The organism is Delftia acidovorans SPH-1 (assembly GCF_000018665.1).
Classification (GTDB): Bacteria; Pseudomonadota; Gammaproteobacteria; order Burkholderiales; family Burkholderiaceae_C; genus Comamonas; species Comamonas acidovorans.
On the sequence record NC_010002.1, the window covers coordinates 77,180 to 95,284 of the forward strand.

Here is an 18,105-nt window from a genome sequence, read left to right on the forward strand (position 1 = left end):
GGATCGCAGCATGCAGCAGCAGCTTCAGCCCCCGCGCGCGGTGGGCATTCTCGGGGGCATGGGCCCGGCCGCAGGCGCGGATTTCGTGCGCCTGTTCGTGCAGGCCTGCACGGCGCACCTGCAGCAGCAGGGCCTGCCCGTGCATGACCAGGCCTATCCCGAGCACTGGCTGGTGCAGCTGCCCATGCCCGACCGCAGCGCCGCGCTGCGCGCGGACCCGCAGTCGCCCACGGGGCCGGCCCAGCACCTGCTGCAGGGCGTGGGCCGCATGGCGGCGCTGGGCGTGCGCAGCGTGGCCCTGGCCTGCAACACGGCCCATGCCTGGCATGGGCAGCTGCAGGCGCTGTTTCCGCAGCTGCATGTGCTGCACATTGCGCGCCAGGCCGCCCTGCACCTGCAGGCCGGCGGCGCGCAGCAGGCCATCGTGCTGGCCACGCAGGGCACCTACGACAGCGGCCTGTACGACGCGGCACTGGCCGAGTGCGGCATCACCGCGCTGCAGCCCGATGCACAGGGCCGCGCGCGGCTCATGCAGGGCATCTACGACGGCGTCAAGCAGGGCGACATGGACCTGGCCGCGCGCTGCTTCGGCGAGGTGCTGGCCCCGCTGCTGCAGCGCCATGGCGATGTGCCCGTGATCATGGGCTGCACCGAGATCCCGCTGGCCCTGCCGCAGTCGCCGCTGGCGCGCGGCGCCGGGCTGGTGGACCCTGCCTGGATCCTGGCCCAGGCCCTGGCCGGTGATGCGTATGGGCCTGTGGCGATTCAATAAGTCTCCAGATGCAGTCGGCCTTCGCGCTTGAGGCGCGCGCCGACCTGCTCCCAGTCCAGCCCGGCTTGCTGCGCCACGTCGCGCAGTGCCAGCACCACGCCTTCCTCCATGCTCTTGAGCCCGCAGACGTAGAAGTGCGCGTTGTCGTCGCGCAGCAGGGCCGCCAGGTCGGCCGCACGTTCGCGCAGCAGGTCCTGCACGTAGCGCCGGGGCTGGCCGGCCACGCGCGAGAAGGCCAGGTTGTTGTCGATGAAGTCGCGCGGCAGGCTTTGCAGCGGGCCGAAGTAGGGCAGCTCCTGCGGCGTGCGTGCGCCGAAGAACAGCATGAGCTTGCCGCCCTCGAACCTGCCGCTCCTGCGCAGCCGCCTGCGCCATTCGGTCATGGCACGCATGGGGGCGCTGCCCGTGCCCGTGCAGATCATCACGATGTGCGATCGGGGATGGTTGGGCATCAGGAACGACTGGCCAAAGGGGCCTATGACCTGGACCCTGTCGCCGATGCGTGCGTCGCACAGGTAGTTGCTGGCCACGCCGCGCACGGGGCGGCCCTGGTGGTCCTGGGTGACGCGTTTCACGGTCAGCGCCAGGTTGTTGTAGCCAGGCCGCTCGCCATTGCGCGCACTGGCCACCGAGTACTGGCGCGCCACATGCGGGCGGCCCTGGGCATCGGTGCCGGGCGCGATGACGGCGATGGACTGGCCTTCGAGCACGGGAAACGGCTGGCTGCCGAAGTCCAGCACGATGTGGTGGGTCTCGCTGTCGAATCCCGCCTCCGTGCAGTTGAGGTTGCCGACCACGGTCGCCGTGACGGGGCTTCTGGGGCCATGCAGGTTGGTGTACGGATGGGCGGCTGACCAGGGCGGCACGGTGGCGCCGTAGCTGGCGCTGCGCAACACCTGGGTATCGGCCTGGTCGTCGGGCCGGGACGCATCCGCACCGCGCGTGGCGGCCGCCGCGATCACGGCCTGTGCCTGGCTCAGGTCCTCGGCGGCAGACGCATCCCCTGCGTCCTGTGCCTGGACCAGCACCTCAGGCGGCAGCTCCTCGGGCAGCTCGTCCCAAAGCAGCTGCTCGGCCACGGGATAGGCGCTTGCCAGCGGCACCTTGCGCCAGTTGTCGATGGCACCCGTGGGGCAGGGCGAGACGCAGTCCATGCAGCCGTTGCACTGCTCGGCCAGGACCACGTAGTTGCGGTCATCGTGCGTGATGGCGCCCACGGGGCAGGTGGCCTCGCAGGTGTTGCAGCGAATGCAGATCTCCGGGTCGATCAGGTGCTGCGTGAGGATGCCGTGTTCTACCAAGGCGACTGTCATGGGCGACTCCCTGCTGGCGCGGCGCTTCAGTTGAAGCGCACGTATTCAAAATCCACGGGCTGGCGGTTGATGCCCATGACCGGCGGCGCGATCCAGCCCGCGAACTGGCCCGGCTCCACGCAGCGGCCCATGAGCGAGGCGACGAAGGCGCGGTCGGCGTCCGTGGGCAGCCATTCGCCCTCGCGCATGCGCCATTCCTGCTCGCTGACCACGCGGCCGTCGGGGCTCATGCGCACGCCGGCCAGCGCGCCGATCTGGCGGTTGAAGGCCTTGTGCGGCACGGTGAGGCGGAAGTCGATGCCGGCCTTTTCCATGACCTTGTTCCAGCGGCCCACGCCTGCGTTGGAGTCCTTGATGTAGTCGTCGCGCAGCACCTCGTTGAGCGCGTTGAGCATGGGCACTTCCTTTTCCTGCAGCCTGCCGTCCACGACCTCCAGCACCTTGTAGTGCTGGTCGTGCAGGCGGTGGTCGTCCGCGCGCTTGCCTTCCTCGTAGCGGCCCTTGAGGCCGCTGCTGTAGAAGGTGGCGGCATTGCTGGACTGGTCGGCGCCGAACAGGTCGATGGTCACGCTGTAGTGGAAGTTCAGGTAGCGCTGCAGCGTGGGCAGGTCGATCACGCCGGCCGCGCGCAGGCGGCCCACGTCGTCGGTGCGCAGCTCGTTCATGACCTGGCAGGTGCGCTGCAGCACGCGCGAGACGCCGGACTCGCCCACGAACATGTGGTGGGCCTCCTCGGTCAGCATGAACTTGGTGGTGCGCGCCAGCGGGTCGAAGGCGCTTTCGGCCAGCGCGGCCAGCTGGAACTTGCCGTCGCGGTCGGTGAAGTAGGTGAACATGAAGAAGGACAGCCAGTCGGGCGTCTTCTCGTTGAAGGCGCCCAGGATGCGCGGGTTGTTCTCGTCGCCGGACTGGCGCTCCAGCAGGGCCTCGGCCTCCTCGCGGCCGTCGCGGCCGAAATGCTTGTGCAGCAGGTAGACCATGGCCCACAGGTGGCGGCCTTCCTCCACGTTGACCTGGAACAGGTTGCGCAGGTCGTACATGGACGGCGCGGTCAGGCCCAGGTGGCGCTGCTGCTCCACCGAGGCGGGCTCGGTATCGCCCTGGGTGACGATGATGCGGCGCAGGTTGGCGCGGTGCTCGCCGGGCACGTCCTGCCAGGCCTTCTCGCCCGCGTGGTCGCCGAAGTGCACCTTGCGGTCGGCCTCGGCCGGGTTCAGGAAGATGCCCCAGCGGTAGTCGCGCATCTTCACGTGGCCGAACTGGGCCCAGCCCTGGGGGTCCACGCTGATGGCGGTGCGCAGGTAGACGTCGTAGTCGGTGGAGCCTTCGGGGCCCACGTCGCCCCACCAGTTCAGGAAGTTGGGCTGCCAGCTCTCCAGCGCGCGCTGCAGGGTGCGGTCTTCGCCGAGGTTGACGTTGTTGGGGATCTTCTCGCTGTAGTTGATGGCGCTCATGGTGGGGTCTCCGTGGATGTTTCGGGGCGTGCCTGCGGTCAGACGCGGTTGAAGTCGAAGCCGGCCTTCTGGCCCGTGCCGTAGAGCTTGAGAGCGCCCTTGTCGCCCACGGCATTGGGGCGGTTGAAGATCCAGTTCTGCCAGGCCGACAGGCGCCCGAAGATGCGCGTGACCATGTTCTCGCGGCTGGCAAAGCGCAGGTTGGCCTCCAGGCCCGTGAGCGCATCGGGCGACATGGCGGCGCGCTCTTCCATGGCGATGCGGATCTCGTCGTCCCAGTCGATGTCGTCGGGCGCGGCCGTGACCAGCCCCAGGGCCAGGGCCTGGTCGCCGTCCAGCGCGCGGCCCGTGGCGGCGCGCGCGGCCTCCAGCGGCGCGGCCTCCTCGTAGAAGCGGCGCTGCAGGCGCGACTGGTCGTTGACCAGGGGCAGGAGGCCGAAATTGAACTCGTCCAGCTGGATGCGCGGGGCGCGCTCGGTGTCATCGGGCAGCACCAGCATGTAGGCGCGGTCGGCCGCGAAGGCCAGCTCGGCCAGCATGCCCACGAAGCAGGAGCCGGGCTCGATCAGCGCGAACAGCGTGCGCGAGGACACATCCAGCCGCGCAAAGCTGCGGCGCAGCAGGCCCAGCGTCTCGCGCGCCAGCCAGTGGTCCTGGTGGGCCAGCAGGGCTGCGTCTGCGGCCAGCACGGCGGCGGCATCGCCTTCGGTCTTGAGCAGCCAGGTGCCCACGTCCAGCTCATTGGTGCGCAGGTGCAGGATGGCGTCGTCCAGCTCGCGGCCCATGGCCAGCGGCCACCAGGCGTCGCCGGCCTGCTCGATGGCTTCGATGGTGGCCGGCTGCGGGCCTTGCCCAAGCGTGGGCGCCTTCACGGTCAGCGTGGCGCTGCGGCGCGCGCGGTCGATCTGCACGCTGACATGGCGGTAGTGCAGCGCGTCGTCCGTGGCTTCGCGTTCCAGGCGCGTGAGCGTGATGCCCTGCGCATTGGCGGGGCGCGTGCTGCCCTCGGCCAGGCGCTGCGCGCGCTGGGCCACCACGGCCTCGAACTGCGCGGGCTTGGCCACGGCATCGACCAGGCGCCAGTCCACGGCGCGCTGGCCGCGCACGCCTTCCACGCTGGTGCAGAAGATGTCGGCCAGGTCATGGCGCACATGGCGCTTGTCGGTCACGCGCGTGAGGCCGCCCGTGCCGGGCAGCACGCCCAGCAGCGGCACCTCGGGCAGGGAGACGGAGGAGGAGCGGTCATCGATCAGCACGATGTCGTCGCAGGCCAGGGCCAGCTCGTAGCCGCCGCCCGCGCAGGCCCCGTTGACGGCGGCCAGGAACTTCAGGCCCGAGTGGCGCGAACTGTCCTCGATGCCGTTGCGCGTCTCGTTCGTGAACTTGCAGAAGTTCACCTTCCAGGCATGGCTGGACACGCCCAGCATGAAGATGTTGGCGCCCGAGCAGAAGATGCGGTCGCGCCCGCTGGTGACGATGACGGTGCGCACCTGCGGATGCTCGAAGCGGATGCGATTGAGCGCGTCGTGCAGCTCGATGTCCACGCCCAGGTCGTAGCTGTTGAGCTTGAGCTTGTAGCCGGGCCGTATGCCGCCGTCCTCGGCGATGTTCAGCTGCATGCGGGCGATGGCGCCCTCGACGGTGAACGACCAGTGGCGGTACTGGGCGGGCTCGGTGCGGTAATCGACAGTGGGGCTGGACGGGTGCATGGACGGCCTCTTGGATGAAAAATAGTGCAGTCGCAGATACGGTGCAGGCACAATTATGCAGACTCATCCAAAAAATGCACGCAACAACACGCACGATAGTGCGTGTTTTGTTGATATCCAGGGTAAACCCCAGCAGTGCAGGCGAAAAAAATCCAGGCCTGGGACCTGGATGCCGTGGGTTGCTGCCGCCGTCTCAGCGTGCGGGCAGGAACAGTGCCTTCAACTGGTCGAAGCTCTGCTCCAGCGTCTGGCCGCTGGTATCCACCACGTGGTCGGCCTTGGCGTAGAAGCCGGCGCGGCCTTCGAGGATGCTGCGCAGATCGTCCATGGCCTCGGGATTGGCGGCCATGGGGCGGGTGTCGCCCTGGGCCACGACGCGGGCCATGTGCTCCTCGGGCTGGGCCTTGAGCCAGACCGTGGTGCAGTGCGACAGCAGTTCGTTGAAGGTGGCCGGGTCGGAGACGATGCCGCCCGGCGTGGCGATGACCACGTCGCTGTAGATCTGCACGGCCTCCTCCAGCGCGCGGCGCTCGTAGCGGCGGTAGGCGTTGGCGCCGTACAGGTCGTGGATGGCGCGCACGCTGCAGCCGGCAATGCGCTCGATTTCCTGGTTGAGTTCGAGGAAGGGCACGCCCAGCTGCTCGGCCAGCATGCGGCCCAGTGTGGACTTGCCCGCGCCGCGCAGGCCGATCAGTGCGATGCGCGTGTGGCGCTGGCGGTCGCTGGGCGCCGTGCCCAGCAGCTCGCCTGCGGCCAGGCGCACGCGGCGCAGGTCCTCTTCATTGCGGCCTTCCAGCAGTTCGCGGATCAGCAGCCATTCGGCGCTGGTGGTGGTCACGTCGCCCAGCAGCTCGGCCATGGAGCATTGCAGGGCCTGTGCAATATGGTGCAGGACCAGCACCGACACATTGCCCGTGCCGTATTCGAGGTTGGCCAGGTGGCGCTCCGAGACATCGGCCGCCGCCGCCAGGGCGCGCCGCGTCATGCCCCGGCGCGAGCGCAGGCTGCGCACACGCTCGCCCAGCGCCTGCAGCACCTGGTTCCTGGGGGCTTCTGAGAGGGAATCCGCCGCCCCGGCGGACTGGGCTGCCGTCTCGAACTGGTCCATAGAGTTTCCTTGAAGAGGGCGTGAATGATAAACAGTCGGGGTTAACACCAGCCATGCAATATAGTGCTTGACGCTCGGTGGTGTTCTAACTATCTTTCTGATGCACGCACAATATTGCATGTTGTGCGGAAGATCACAAGTCGGGCCGGATGCCCGATGTCGAAGGAGACCCCGATGATCGACTTCACCCAGCCCTTCAATTTCGCCGCGCACCTGTTCGCGCTCAATGAGGGGCGGCCCGGCAAGATCGCCTACATCGACGACCACGGCACGCTGAGCTACGGCCAGCTGCAGCAGCAGGCGCAGCGCATGGCCAGCGGCCTGCTGGCGGCGGGCATCCACCGCGAGGAGCGCGTGCTGCTGCTCATGCACGACCGCCATGAATGGGCCGTGGCCTTTCTGGGCGCGCTGTATGCGGGCGTGGTGCCGGTGGCGGTGAACACCTTGCTCACGGCCGACGACTACGCCTACATGCTGGGCCACAGCCGCGCCCAGGCCGTGCTGACCTGCGATGCGCTGCTGCCCCTGCTGCGCCAGGCGCTGGACCGGGCGCCCAACGAGGTGCGCCATGTCTGGGTGGCCGGCGACGAAGCGGCGGCGCGCGCCGCAGGCTTTGCGCCGCTGCAGCCCTGGCTGGCGGCGCAGCCGCCGCTGCCCGCACCGGCGCCCACGCTGGGCGATGACCCGGGCTTCTGGCTGTATTCCTCGGGCTCCACGGGCAAGCCCAAGGGCGCGGTCCACACGCATGCCAATCCGTACTGGACGGCCGAACTCTATGGCGGCCCGGTGCTGGGTCTGGGCGAGGGCGACATCTGCTTTTCCGCCGCCAAGCTCTACTTCGCCTACGGCCTGGGCAATGCCCTGAGCTTTCCGCTGAGCGTGGGCGCCACCGTGCTGCTGATGGCCGAGCGGCCCACGCCCGAGGCCACCTTCGCGCGCTGGGTGCAGCACCGGCCCACGGTGTTCTTCGGCGCGCCCACGGGCTTTGCGGGCATGCTGGCCTCGCCGCTGCTGCCCGCGCGCGAGCAGGTCAGCCTGCGCATGTGCTCCTCGGCCGGCGAGGCGCTGCCGGCCGAGATCGCCCAGCGCTTCAAGGCGCATTTCGGCGCCGACATCGTGGACGGCATCGGCTCCACCGAGATGCTGCACATCTTCCTGTCCAACCGGCCCGGCGACATCCGCTACGGCACCACGGGCAAGCCCGTGGACGGCTACCGCGTGGAGCTGCGCGGCGAGGACGGCCGCCCCGTGGCCGATGGCGAGGTGGGCGACCTGTTCATCCAGGGGCCCAGCGCCGCCCTCATGTACTGGGGCAACCGCGACAAGACGCGCGAGACCTTCCAGGGCGGCTGGCTCAAGAGCGGCGACAAGTACGTGCGCGACGCCGATGGCTACTACACCTATGCCGGGCGCAGCGACGACATGCTCAAGGTCAGCGGCATCTATGTCTCGCCCTTCGAGGTCGAGGCCACGCTGATGCAGCACCCGGCCGTGCTGGAGGCCGCCGTGATCGGCAAGACCGACGCAGACGGCCTGCTCAAGACCAAGTCCTTCGTCGTGCTCAAGGACGGCTGCAGCGCCACCGAGGCCGAACTCAAGGCCTTCGTGAAGCAGCGCCTGGCCGCCTACAAGTACCCGCGCTTCATCGAGTTCGTGGACGAACTTCCCAAGACCGCCACCGGAAAGATCCAGCGCTTTCGCCTGCGTGAACGCGAGGCCAGCGTCGGCTGAACAGCCCCTTCCGATTCCCCTGACAAAAGCAAGACCCATCGACCACAAGGAGACACGCATGAACACCGATCGCAAACACTGGGCCGTCCTCGCCCTGACGGCCTCCCTGTCCTGCGGCGCATATGCGCAGGACAGGATCAAGGTCGGCTTCATGCTGCCTTACAGCGGCACCTATGCGGCGCTGGGCTCGGCCATAGAAAACGGCTTTCGCATGTTCGTGAACGAGCAGGGCGGCAGGCTGGGCGGGCGCGAGATCGAGTTCTTCAAGGTCGATGACGAGTCCGATCCGGCCAAGGCCACGGACAACGTCAACCGCCTGATCAAGCGCGACAAGGTCGATGTGCTGGTGGGCACCGTGCATTCGGGCGTGGCCATGGCCATGGCGCGCGCGGCCAAGGAAAGCGGCACCGTGCTCATCGTGCCCAATGCGGGTGCCGATGCGGTCACGGGCGCCATGTGCGCGCCCAACATCTTCCGCTCGTCCTTCTCCAACTGGCAGTCCTCCTATCCCATGGGCGTGGTGGCCGCCAGGCAGGAGGGCAAGAAAACCGCCATGACCATCACCTGGAAATACGCGGCCGGCGAGGAGATGACCAATGCCTTCAAGGAAGGCTTCGAGAAGGAGGGCGGCAAGGTCAGCAAGCAGCTCACCGTGCCCTTTCCCAACGTGGAGTTCCAGGCCCTGCTGACCGAGATCGCGGCGGCCAGGCCCGATGCGGTGTTTGCCTTCTTCGCGGGCGCGGGCGCCGTCAAGTTCGTCAAGGACTACCACGCGGCCGGCCTGCACAAGACCATCCCGCTGTACGGCTCGGGCTTTCTGACCGACGGCACGCTGGAGGCCCAGGGCGAGGCCGCCCAGGGGGTGCTGACCACGCTGCACTACGCCGACGAGCTGGGCACGGAGCGCGACCGGCGCTTTCGCTCCGCCTATGCCCAGGCCTACAAGCTGATGCCCGATGTGTATGCCGTGCAGGGCTACGACGCCGCCCAGATGCTGGGCGTGGGCCTGAAGGCGGCGGGCGGCGACATCGCGAAGAAGGCCGAGTTCCGCCAGGCCATCGAGAAGGCCACCATCCCCAGCCCACGCGGCGACTTCACCATCAGCAAGTCGCACAACCCCGTGCAGGACATGTACCTGCGCAAGGTCGTGGGCAAGGAGAACCAGCGCATGGGCGTGGCCATCAAGGCCCTGGGCGATACCGGCCGCGGCTGCCGCATGTGAGGCGCGGGGCGCACTCATACGGACGAATACGCACGCATACGGACATCGCCATGGACCTTGCCACCTTTCTCGTGCAGTGCCTGAACGCCGTCCAGTACGGGCTGCTGCTGTTCCTGCTGGCCTCGGGCCTGACGCTGATCTTCGGGATCATGGGCGTGATCAACCTGGCCCATGGCAGCTTCTACATGATCGGCGCCTACATGGCCTTTGCGCTGTCCCCGCTGCTGGGCCAGCACTTCATCACCATGCTGCTGGCCGGCGTGGCGCTGACCGTGGTGCTGGGCTATGCGCTGGAGTGGGCCTTCTTCAGCTACCTCTACGAGCGCGAGCACCTGCAGCAGGTGCTGATGACCTTCGGGCTGATCCTGGTGTTCGAGGAGCTGCGCTCGCTGCTGGCGGGCAACGACGTGCATGGCGTGCCGCTGCCCGGCTGGCTGTCGGGCAGCTTCTCGCTGGGCGGGCTCATGAGCTATCCGTGGTACCGGCTGTTCGCCTCGGGCGTGTGCCTGCTGGTGGCGCTGGCGCTGTACTGGGTGGTCAACCGCACGCGCCTGGGAATGATGGTGCGCGCGGGCGCCAGCAACCGCGACATGGTGCGCGGCCTGGGCATCGACGTGAAGCGCCTGTACCGCATCGTCTTCGCCATCGGCGTGGCGCTGGCGGCACTGGCGGGCATGATCGCCGCGCCCATGAGTTCGGTCTATCCGGGCATGGGCGGCAACGTGCTCATCATCTGCTTCGTGGTGGTGGTGATCGGCGGCATCGGCTCGATCACGGGCGCGCTGCTGGCCTCGCTGCTGGTGGGCTTTGTCGATACCTTCGGCAAGCTGTTCTTCCAGGAGCTCAGCGGCATGAGCGTCTACCTGCTGATGGCGGTGGTGCTGGTGGGGCGGCCCCAGGGCCTGATGGGGCAAAGGAGCTGAACAATGGCCGTATCCAATCCTTCTCCGGCCCTGCTGGCGGCCGCCGTGCAGCCCCTGCAGCCTGTGCAGCCCGCAGAGATGCCGCAGCGCGCCTGCCGATGGCAGGCCTGCGCCGTGCCGCTGGCCTGCGTGGCGCTGCTGGCGCTGGCCGGCCCCTGGTGGTCGGACTATCTGTCGGGCCTGGTGGTCAAGACCATGATCCTGGCCATCTTCGCGCTCAGCCTGCAGCTGCTGGTGGGTGGCACGGGCCTGGTGAGCCTGGGGCATGCGGCCTTCATGGGCCTGGGCGCCTATGCCGCCGTGCTGTCCGCAGGCAACGAGGGCGGCAGCCTGCCGGCCATGCTGGGCTGGGCGCTGCTGGCCTCGGGCGGCTATGCGCTGCTGGTGGGCCTGCTGAGCCTGCGCACGCGCGGCATCTACTTCATCATGGTGACGCTGGCCTTCGCACAGATGGCCTACTTCGTGGTCCACGACACGGGCATCGGCGGTGGCAGCGATGGCATCTACCTGATGGCCCGGCCCGCGCTGGGCGCCATCGACATGGAAATTCCGCGCGTGCAGTACTACGTGGTGCTGGCGGCCCTGGTGCTGGTCTATGCCTTCCTGGCCGGGCTGCGCCAGTCGCGCTTCGGCGCGGCGCTGGCGGGCATACGCGTCAACGAACAGCGCATGCGTGCGGCCGGCTTCACCACCTACGGGTACAAGCTCGCGGCCTTCGTGCTGGCCGGCATGCTGGCCGGCGTGGCAGGCTTTTTGCTGGCGGTGCGCGATGCCGTGGTCAACCCCGAGCTGCTGTCCTGGCACCACTCGGGCGAGGTGCTGCTGATGGTCATCCTCGGCGGCCTGGGCTCGCTGCGCGGCGCCGTGCTGGGCACGGTGGCCTTCATCGCGCTCAAGGAGGTGCTGTCCACGCATGCCATCGTCGGCCCCATGGCCGACCACTGGCAGCTGAGCCTGGGCCTGGCCATCATCGTGCTTGTGGCCCTGCTGCCGAAAGGACTGATGGGGCTGATCGGGCTGGCGGGCCTTGCACGGCAACGCGCTGGAGTGCACAACGAGGTCCACCACAAGGAGGCCGGACATGGCTGATGCGGCACTGCTTTCGGTGCGCGGCCTCACGCGCCGCTTCGGCGGGCTCACGGCCGTGGGCGGCGTGGACCTGGACCTGCACGAGGGCGAGGTCCATGCCGTGATCGGCACCAACGGCGCGGGCAAGTCCACCCTGGTCAACATGCTCTCGGGCGAACTGGCGGCCAGCGCGGGGCGCATTGCGCTCGCGGGCCAGGACGTCACGCGCATGCCCCAGCCCCGGCGCGCGCGTGCCGGCGTGGGCCGCAGCTACCAGCGCACCACCATCTTTCCCGAGTTCTCGGCGCTGGAGAACTGCCGGCTCGCGGCCCAGGCGCAGATGGCGCTCAGGCCCTGGCAGCTGGGCCTGTCCGCACAGCGCTGCGCGGCCAGCGTGCGCCAGGCCCATGCGGCCCTGGAGCGTGCGGGCCTGGCCGGGCAGGCCCAGGCCGTGGCCGGCACGCTGAGCCACGGCGCCAAGCGCCAGCTTGAAGTGGCCATGTGCCTGGCCACCGGCCCGCGCGTGCTGCTGCTGGACGAGCCGCTGGCCGGCATGGGCGCCGAGGAGACCGAGCGCATGCTGGCCCTGCTGCAGGAGCTCAAGCGCGGCCATGCGGTACTGCTGGTCGAGCACGACATGGACGCCGTGTTCCGCATCGCCGACCGCATCACCGTGATGGTCAACGGCAGCGTGGTGGCCACGGGCACGCCAGCGCAGATCCGTGTCGATCCCGTGGTCCGTACTGCGTATCTGGGAGAAGACGATGACTGAGCCCATGTTCGCCATCGACGAGCTGCATACCTACTACGGCGACAGCCACATCCTGCAGGGCGTGAGCCTGGCGCTGGGCGCGGGCCAGGCCGTGGGCCTGCTGGGGCGCAACGGCATGGGCAAGACCACGCTGATCCGCACGCTCATGGGCTATGTGCCCGCGCGCCGCGGCCGCCTGCGCGCCGATGGCCGCGACTGCACGGGCGCACCGCCCGAACGCATGGCGCGGCTGGGCATTGGCTATGTGCCAGAGGGGCGCGGCATCTTCCCCAACCTCAGCGTGCGCGAGAACCTGGTCATGAGCGCCCGCCCCGGCCTGCAGGGAGAGCGCCACTGGACGCTGGAGCGCGTGCTCGACACCTTCCCCCGGCTCGCGGAGCGCCTGGCCAACGGCGGCGACCAGCTCTCTGGCGGCGAGCAGCAGATGCTGTCCATAGGCCGCGCGCTGATGACGCACCCGCGCCTGCTCATCCTCGACGAAGCCACCGAAGGCCTGGCCCCCCTGGTCGTCGCCGAAATCTGGCGCGTGATCGCCGCCATCCGCAGCACCGGCATCTCCACCCTGATCGTGGACCGCGACTACAAAAAGGTCCTGGCCCACACCGACCGCGCCGTGGTCATGGCCAAGGGCCGGCTGGCGCTGCAGGCCGACTCGCGGGAGCTGCTGACGCAGCCGGAGCGCCTGTCGGAGTTGCTGGGGGTTTGAGATGGTGGTGGGCGGAGGACTTCCAGGCGGTATCAGAAGATGCCGCATTGCTGGAATTCCTCTCGCAGCCTTGCCACGACAGGGGCCAGCTCCAGCGCTTCAAGCCGGTTCTTCTTCAGGAAGGCGGCCCACTGCGCCTGCTTGGCCGCATCGCTGCTGAAACCATCGCTCAATCCGGCAGGCAGGCCCGCGGGCAGCGCGAGTTGGCGGCGCTCGAAGGTCGCTTTCATGGCGCGCCGCAGTTCGGCAGGGTCCAGCGTGCCTTCGGTCATCAACACCCAGAGATCGAAGTAGTCCTTCATCCGGGTATTGGCCATGCCCAGCAGGCATATCGCGTGGAGTTTTTCGGCCACCACGGTGTACTTGGGGTAGCTGCGCAGTTGCGGTGCGGGCAGGCCGTCGAGCAGCACGGGGTAGCGGATGGCTTGTGGCGATGGTGTCACGGCATCGCCGAAGCCTATGTCCACCTGCAGCGTGATGCGTGCACCGTCCAGCGTGGCGCGCAGGTCAATCCGTACTTCGCCATAGCCGGCTTCCTTGCGGATGGTGGTTCCACGCACCGACGCGGCATCGAAGGCAATGCCGTCGTCCACGGCAATCCCGCAGATCTCGCGGAAAGCGCTCACCGCCGAGTCAACGTCGTCCAGGCCAAAGCCCAGCAGATCGGCGTCGCGGGTCGGCCTGTGCGGCTGCTCGTACCAGATGGCGAACAGCAGTGCGCCCTTGAGCAGATAGCTGTCCGCATGGGGCGAGATGGACAGGCGGTACAGCAGGCGCTCCAGGCCATAGTGGGTGAGCGTGAGGTTGAAGTCCTGCCTGCGGGCGTCCGCGCATTGCTTCAAACGTGCACGGATCGAGGCTGCGATATCGCGGCTCATGCGGCGATGCTTTCGAGATAGGGGCGCATCACATTGCTGACGCGGTCGATGGCGGCGTAGTGCCAGAGCGCGTCGGCCGTCAGCTTGCCCTGCGCCCATCCGTCGCGCAGTGCTTCCAACGCCACATCCAGGCCGATCTTGTTGCGGTACTTGAAGCAATCGGCCACGGTCTTCGATGCGTTGAAGACGGCGACACCGACGCCATCGATCTGCAGAGTTTCCACGCCTTCGGACAGTGCCGCACCGGACATGCGGATGGCGCGCAATGCAGGCTGGTCTATGCGGGGCGTGGGCGAGTGATGGGGAATGGCCATCCACACCTCGAAGGGTGCCTGCGTTCCTATGCCGTGGACCCGCAGCGCGGACAGCAGGCAGACCACCCCTTGCGGTACGCGCAGGGCCACTTCCGCCAGCGAGCGGTGCTCGCTGAGCGGCCGGCCCGGCAGGCTGTACAGGCCGCGTGCAACGCGTTCAAGGCGGCCTGCCGCGACCAGCCGGCTCAGCGCCATGGTCGGCAGGCCAAGCGCGGCAAGGTCGCGTGCGCGCAGCAGCGGCCGTTGTTCGGCCAGTGCCAGAACGGCTTGTTCGAGCGCGGAGCCAGGAGCGGGCATGCCGGAGTCTGTTGTATTGATTAGGCAATTATCAATAACTGAAGAAGAAATACAACGGACGACAGCAACGTGACCGAGAGCGCGACGGTTCCCGGTCCATCAAGCGGTCAGGGCTGTGCCGCCACCGGCGGCTGCGCCGCGAGCTTGACGTTCTGCGCATGCGTGGGCGGCAGCAGCGCCATGGTCAGGCTGCAGGTGCAGGTCAGGCGGCCGGTTTCGTCGTGCAGTTCGATGGCCCAGACATGGGTGGTCTGGCCCAGGTGCACGGGGCGGGCCGTGCCCGTGACCCAGCCCTGGCGCGCGGCGCGCACATGGTTGGCCGAGACGTTCAGGCCCACGCTGCGCCAGCCTTCGGGGATGGAGCAGGCCGCGGCCACCGAGCCCAGGGTTTCGGCCAGCACCACGTTCACGCCGCCGTGCAGGATGCCGTAGGGCTGGCAGGTGCGCTGGTCCACGTGCACGCGGCCGCGCAGGAAGTCGTCACCGATCTCGGTGAACTCGATGCCCAGGTGCGAGACGGCCGTGTCGGCGCTCAGCGAGGTGATGTCTTCAAGGGTGAAGCTGCGCTTCCAGATCGGCATGGGAGAAGTCCTGTGGGTGCAACGAAAAAGACGGCCCCGGGGGCCGTCCTTGCATGCTACGCCAGTCCGGGCAGCCATGCCGATGGCTGCCTGTAGCCCAGGAGACTGCGCGCTGGCGCGCTGGCGCGCTTGCGCAGTTCAGGCGCGCATGTCGCCCGTTTCGACAAAGCGCTGGTGCCAGCTCAGCGCTTCGCCCAGGATGTGCGGCGTGTGCAGCGCGCCCTGGCGCTGGGCGCGGTCGAAGTAGTCCTGCAGCTGGGGACGGAAGTCGGGATGGGCGCAGCGGTCGATGATGACTTGGGCGCGCTTGCGCGGCGACAGGCCGCGCAGGTCGGCCAGGCCCTGCTCGGTGACGATGATCTGCGTGTCGTGCTCGGTATGGTCCACGTGCGAGCACATGGGCACGATGCAGCTGATCTTGCCGCCCTTGGCCACCGAGGGCGTGACGAAGAAGGACAGGTAGCCGTTGCGCGCGAAGTCGCCCGAGCCGCCGATGCCGTTCATCATCCCCGTGCCCATGACGTGGGTGGAGTTGATGTTGCCGTAGATGTCGGCCTCGATCATGGAGTTCATGGCGATCACGCCCAGCCGGCGCACCAGCTCGGGGTGGTTGCTGATCTCCTGGGGGCGCAGGATGATGCGCTCGCGGTAGAAGTCGATGTTCTCCTCGAAGTCCCTGTAGGCGCTGCCGGACAGCGAGATCGAGGTGGCCGAGGCGCGGCTCATCTTGCCTGCGCGCAGCAGGTCCAGCATGCCGTCCTGCAGCACCTCGGTGAAGCCCAGCAGGTTCTCGAACGGCCCCGTCAGCAGGCCGGCCAGCACGGCGTTGGCCACGTTGCCCACGCCCGACTGGATGGGCAGCATCTCCTTGGGCAGGCGTCCCATCTTCATCTCGTGCGCGAGGAAGTCGATGATGGACGCGGCGATCAGGTTGGAGTTGGCGTCGGGCTGGGCGAAGACGTTGTCGCGGTCGCCCTTGTGGGTCTCGACCACGGCGACCACCTTGGCCGGGTCCACGCGCAGGTAGGGCTCGCCGATGCGGTCATCGGCATGGGTCAGGGCAATGGGCACGCGGCGCGGCGGGATGGCCGTGCCGTAGTAGATGTCGTGCATGCCTTCCATCTTGGCCGGCGGCTTGGTGTTGACCTCCAGGATCACCTTGTCGGCGATCTCCAGCCAGGTCTTGTTGTTGCCCACGGCGGTGGAGGGGATGAGGCGTCCGTCCTCGGTCACGCCCAGCACCTCGACCACGGCCACGCTCATGGGGCCCAGGAAGCCGAACCACGCATGCTGGGCCACGTGGGACAGGTGCATGTCGATGAAGTCGATCTCGCCGGCATTGATCCTGGCGCGGCAGGTCGGGTCGGTGTTGAAGGGCAGGCGCTGGCCCAGTGCGCCGGCCTCGGCCAGGGCGCCGTCCATCTCGGCGGCCGTGGAGGCGCCGGTCCAGACATTGATCTTGTAGGGCCGGCCGGCCGCGTGTTCGCTCTTGGCGTGCTGGGCGATGGCCTGGGGCAGGGCCTTGGGGTAGCCCGCGCCCGTGAACCCGCTCATGCCGACGTTGACGCCGTGGGGGATCAGGGCGGCGGCCTGCTCGGCCGTCATGGTGCGCGAAAGGAATTCTGGGAAACGTACGCGGTCTGCGAGGGACATCTATGGCTCCGGCTGACGGCTCGCGCCAGCCGGCAGGGTGCCGCAGCGCTGGCTTGCAAGCCTAAAAAAAACCGCCCCATGCAAGAACGCAAGGGCGGTATATCTCCGGAAACCGATGGTAGCAGCGCTGGCAGGGGCCCTCGGGTTTCCCCGTAAAGGCCCTGCCGCGCAGTCAAAGGTTCAAAGAATATTTGCGTGTGCTCACATTCAGTGAATCAGTGGCTGATCGTCGCGTGCGTGATCCAGCAGCGCGTACAGGATGATGGCGCCGAAAGTCGCGGTCCCGATGCCGCCCAGCGCGAAGTCGCCGAACTTGAGCGTGAAGTCGCCCGTGCCCAGGATCAGGGTGATGGCCGCCACGATCAGGTTCTTGTTCTGCGAGAAGTCCACGCGGTTGTCCACCCAGATCTTGGCGCCGGCCACGGCGATCAGGCCGAACACCACGATGGACACGCCGCCCATCACGGGCAGCGGGATCGCCTGGATCAGCGCGCCGAACTTGGGCGAGAAGCCCAGCAGCACGGCCAGGACGGCGGCCACGAAGAACACGGCCGTCGAGTAGATGCGCGTGGCGGCCATCACGCCGATGTTCTCGGCATAGGTGGTCACGCCGGTGCCGCCGGCCGCGCCGCTGACCATGGTGGCCACGCCGTCGCCGATGAAGGCCCGGCCCATGTACTGGTCCAGGTTCTTGCCGGTCATGGCGGTCACGGCCTTGATGTGGCCCAGGTTCTCGGCCACCAGGATGATGACCACGGGCACGATGAGCACCATGGCCGGGCCGCTGAACACGGGCGCGTGGAATTGGGGCAGGCCGAACCAGGCGGCATTGATCACGCCCGACAGGTCCACGGGCTTGCCCATGCCCAGCACATTGGTGAACAGGCCGTACAGCAGGCTGGCGGCGATCAGGCCCACCAGGATCAGCAGGCGCTGCACCATGCCGCGCGTGAACACGGCCACCAGGCCCACGCAGACGAAGGTCAGGGCCTGCATCCACGACTCGAAGTTGTTGGCCGCCATGTTCTTGACGGGGATGGCCGCCAGGTTCAGCCCGATCACGGCCACCACGGCGCCCGTGACCACGGGCGGCATGAAGCGCTCGATCCAGCGCGTGCCCACCATCTGCACCACCAGACCGATCAGCGCATAGACCGCACCGCAGGCAATGATGCCGCCCAGCGCCACGCCGATGTTGCCGTTGGCGCCCTTGCCGCCATAGGCCGTGGCTGCGATCACCACGCCGATGAAGGCAAAGGACGAACCCAGGTAGCTGGGCACCTTGCCGCCCGTGATCAGGAAGAAGATCAGCGTGCCGATGCCGCTCATGAGCACGGCCACGTTGGGATCGAACCCCATGAGGATGGGCGCCAGCACGGTGGAGCCGAACATGGCGATCACGTGCTGTATGCCCATCAGCCCGGTCTGGGGCCAGGGCAGGCGCTCATCGGGGCCGATCACGCCTCCCCGTTGCAGCTGGTTGGCGGATTTTTCCGTCCATTGGAAAAGGCCCATGTGGCATCGCTCCTTGTAAAAAATTGGCGCGATATTAGAGGCATTTGTTTTCTGGCAGGTGGGGTGAAGCGGAAATTTTTTCCCAGTGT

Annotated in this window: 16 protein-coding genes; 7 read left to right on the forward strand and 9 right to left on the reverse strand. The window is 68.0% G+C overall.

Annotated elements, in window-relative coordinates; genetic code table 11:
* The first annotated feature begins 10 nt into the window (after window positions 1–10).
* Entirely contained in the window at window positions 11–772 is a 762-nt protein-coding gene (locus DACI_RS00355) for an aspartate/glutamate racemase family protein (protein ID WP_012202011.1), read from the forward strand.
* Here the strand turns inward: DACI_RS00355 and boxA are convergent.
* From boxA to DACI_RS00375, 4 genes are all read right to left on the reverse strand, one after another.
* Window positions 766–2,085, reverse strand: coding sequence for a benzoyl-CoA 2,3-epoxidase subunit BoxA (gene boxA, locus DACI_RS00360; protein WP_012202012.1), 1,320 nt, complete (start codon window positions 2,083–2,085; stop codon window positions 766–768). The two genes, DACI_RS00355 and boxA, sit on opposite strands and share 7 nt — an antisense overlap.
* 26 nt (window positions 2,086–2,111) lie before the next feature.
* The gene (boxB, locus tag DACI_RS00365) at window positions 2,112–3,539 is read right to left on the reverse strand and encodes a benzoyl-CoA 2,3-epoxidase subunit BoxB (RefSeq protein WP_012202013.1); all 1,428 of its coding nucleotides are present in this window, start codon (window positions 3,537–3,539) and stop codon (window positions 2,112–2,114) included.
* 38 nt (window positions 3,540–3,577) lie between these two features.
* On the reverse strand, window positions 3,578–5,248 hold the full coding sequence (boxC, locus tag DACI_RS00370) for a 2,3-epoxybenzoyl-CoA dihydrolase (protein ID WP_012202014.1): 1,671 nt from the start codon (window positions 5,246–5,248) through the stop codon (window positions 3,578–3,580).
* A 193-nt stretch (window positions 5,249–5,441) separates the two neighbouring features.
* A complete protein-coding gene (locus DACI_RS00375) occupies window positions 5,442–6,356 on the reverse strand; it encodes a helix-turn-helix transcriptional regulator (protein WP_012202015.1) in 915 nt (304 codons plus the stop codon).
* Window positions 6,357–6,530: 174 nt separating this feature from the next.
* On the opposite strand from DACI_RS00375, the gene DACI_RS00380 reads away from it, so the two are divergent.
* From DACI_RS00380 to DACI_RS00405, 6 genes are read left to right on the forward strand one after another with little or no spacing between them, the layout of a single operon-like run.
* Window positions 6,531–8,087, forward strand: a complete 1,557-nt coding sequence (locus tag DACI_RS00380) for a benzoate-CoA ligase family protein (protein ID WP_012202016.1) — start codon at window positions 6,531–6,533, stop codon at window positions 8,085–8,087.
* A 58-nt stretch (window positions 8,088–8,145) separates the two neighbouring features.
* Window positions 8,146–9,309: an ABC transporter substrate-binding protein gene (locus DACI_RS00385; RefSeq protein ID WP_012202017.1), complete on the forward strand. Its 1,164-nt coding sequence runs from the start codon at window positions 8,146–8,148 to the stop codon at window positions 9,307–9,309.
* Between the two features lie 50 nt (window positions 9,310–9,359).
* Window positions 9,360–10,232, forward strand: a complete 873-nt coding sequence (locus DACI_RS00390; protein ID WP_012202018.1) for a branched-chain amino acid ABC transporter permease — start codon at window positions 9,360–9,362, stop codon at window positions 10,230–10,232.
* Window positions 10,233–10,235: 3 nt separating this feature from the next.
* Window positions 10,236–11,321, forward strand: coding sequence for a branched-chain amino acid ABC transporter permease (locus DACI_RS00395; protein ID WP_012202019.1), 1,086 nt, complete (start codon window positions 10,236–10,238; stop codon window positions 11,319–11,321).
* Window positions 11,314–12,072 (forward strand): ABC transporter ATP-binding protein, encoded by a 759-nt coding sequence (locus DACI_RS00400; protein WP_012202020.1) that lies wholly within the window; start codon window positions 11,314–11,316, stop codon window positions 12,070–12,072. The genes DACI_RS00395 and DACI_RS00400 overlap by 8 nt, the downstream gene beginning before the upstream one ends.
* Entirely contained in the window at window positions 12,065–12,778 is a 714-nt protein-coding gene (locus DACI_RS00405) for an ABC transporter ATP-binding protein (protein ID WP_012202021.1), read from the forward strand. Before DACI_RS00400 ends, DACI_RS00405 begins: the two co-directional genes overlap by 8 nt.
* Window positions 12,779–12,810: 32 nt before the next feature.
* Here the strand turns inward: DACI_RS00405 and DACI_RS00410 are convergent, their stop codons facing one another.
* The 5 genes from DACI_RS00410 to DACI_RS00430 all read right to left on the reverse strand — a co-directional run bounded on the left by DACI_RS00410 (window position 12,811) and on the right by DACI_RS00430 (window position 18,016).
* Complete coding sequence (locus DACI_RS00410) at window positions 12,811–13,656, reverse strand: nucleotidyl transferase AbiEii/AbiGii toxin family protein (protein ID WP_012202022.1); 846 nt, start codon at window positions 13,654–13,656, stop codon at window positions 12,811–12,813.
* Complete coding sequence (locus tag DACI_RS00415; protein ID WP_012202023.1) at window positions 13,653–14,267, reverse strand: type IV toxin-antitoxin system AbiEi family antitoxin domain-containing protein; 615 nt, start codon at window positions 14,265–14,267, stop codon at window positions 13,653–13,655. Before DACI_RS00415 ends, DACI_RS00410 begins: the two co-directional genes overlap by 4 nt.
* Before the next feature lie 107 nt (window positions 14,268–14,374).
* Window positions 14,375–14,848, reverse strand: coding sequence for a hotdog fold thioesterase (locus DACI_RS00420; protein WP_012202024.1), 474 nt, complete (start codon window positions 14,846–14,848; stop codon window positions 14,375–14,377).
* Between the two features lie 138 nt (window positions 14,849–14,986).
* Complete coding sequence (locus DACI_RS00425; protein WP_012202025.1) at window positions 14,987–16,501, reverse strand: acetyl-CoA hydrolase/transferase family protein; 1,515 nt, start codon at window positions 16,499–16,501, stop codon at window positions 14,987–14,989.
* Between the two features lie 207 nt (window positions 16,502–16,708).
* Window positions 16,709–18,016: a solute carrier family 23 protein gene (locus DACI_RS00430; RefSeq protein ID WP_012202026.1), complete on the reverse strand. Its 1,308-nt coding sequence runs from the start codon at window positions 18,014–18,016 to the stop codon at window positions 16,709–16,711.
* Between the last annotated feature and the right edge of the window lie 89 nt (window positions 18,017–18,105).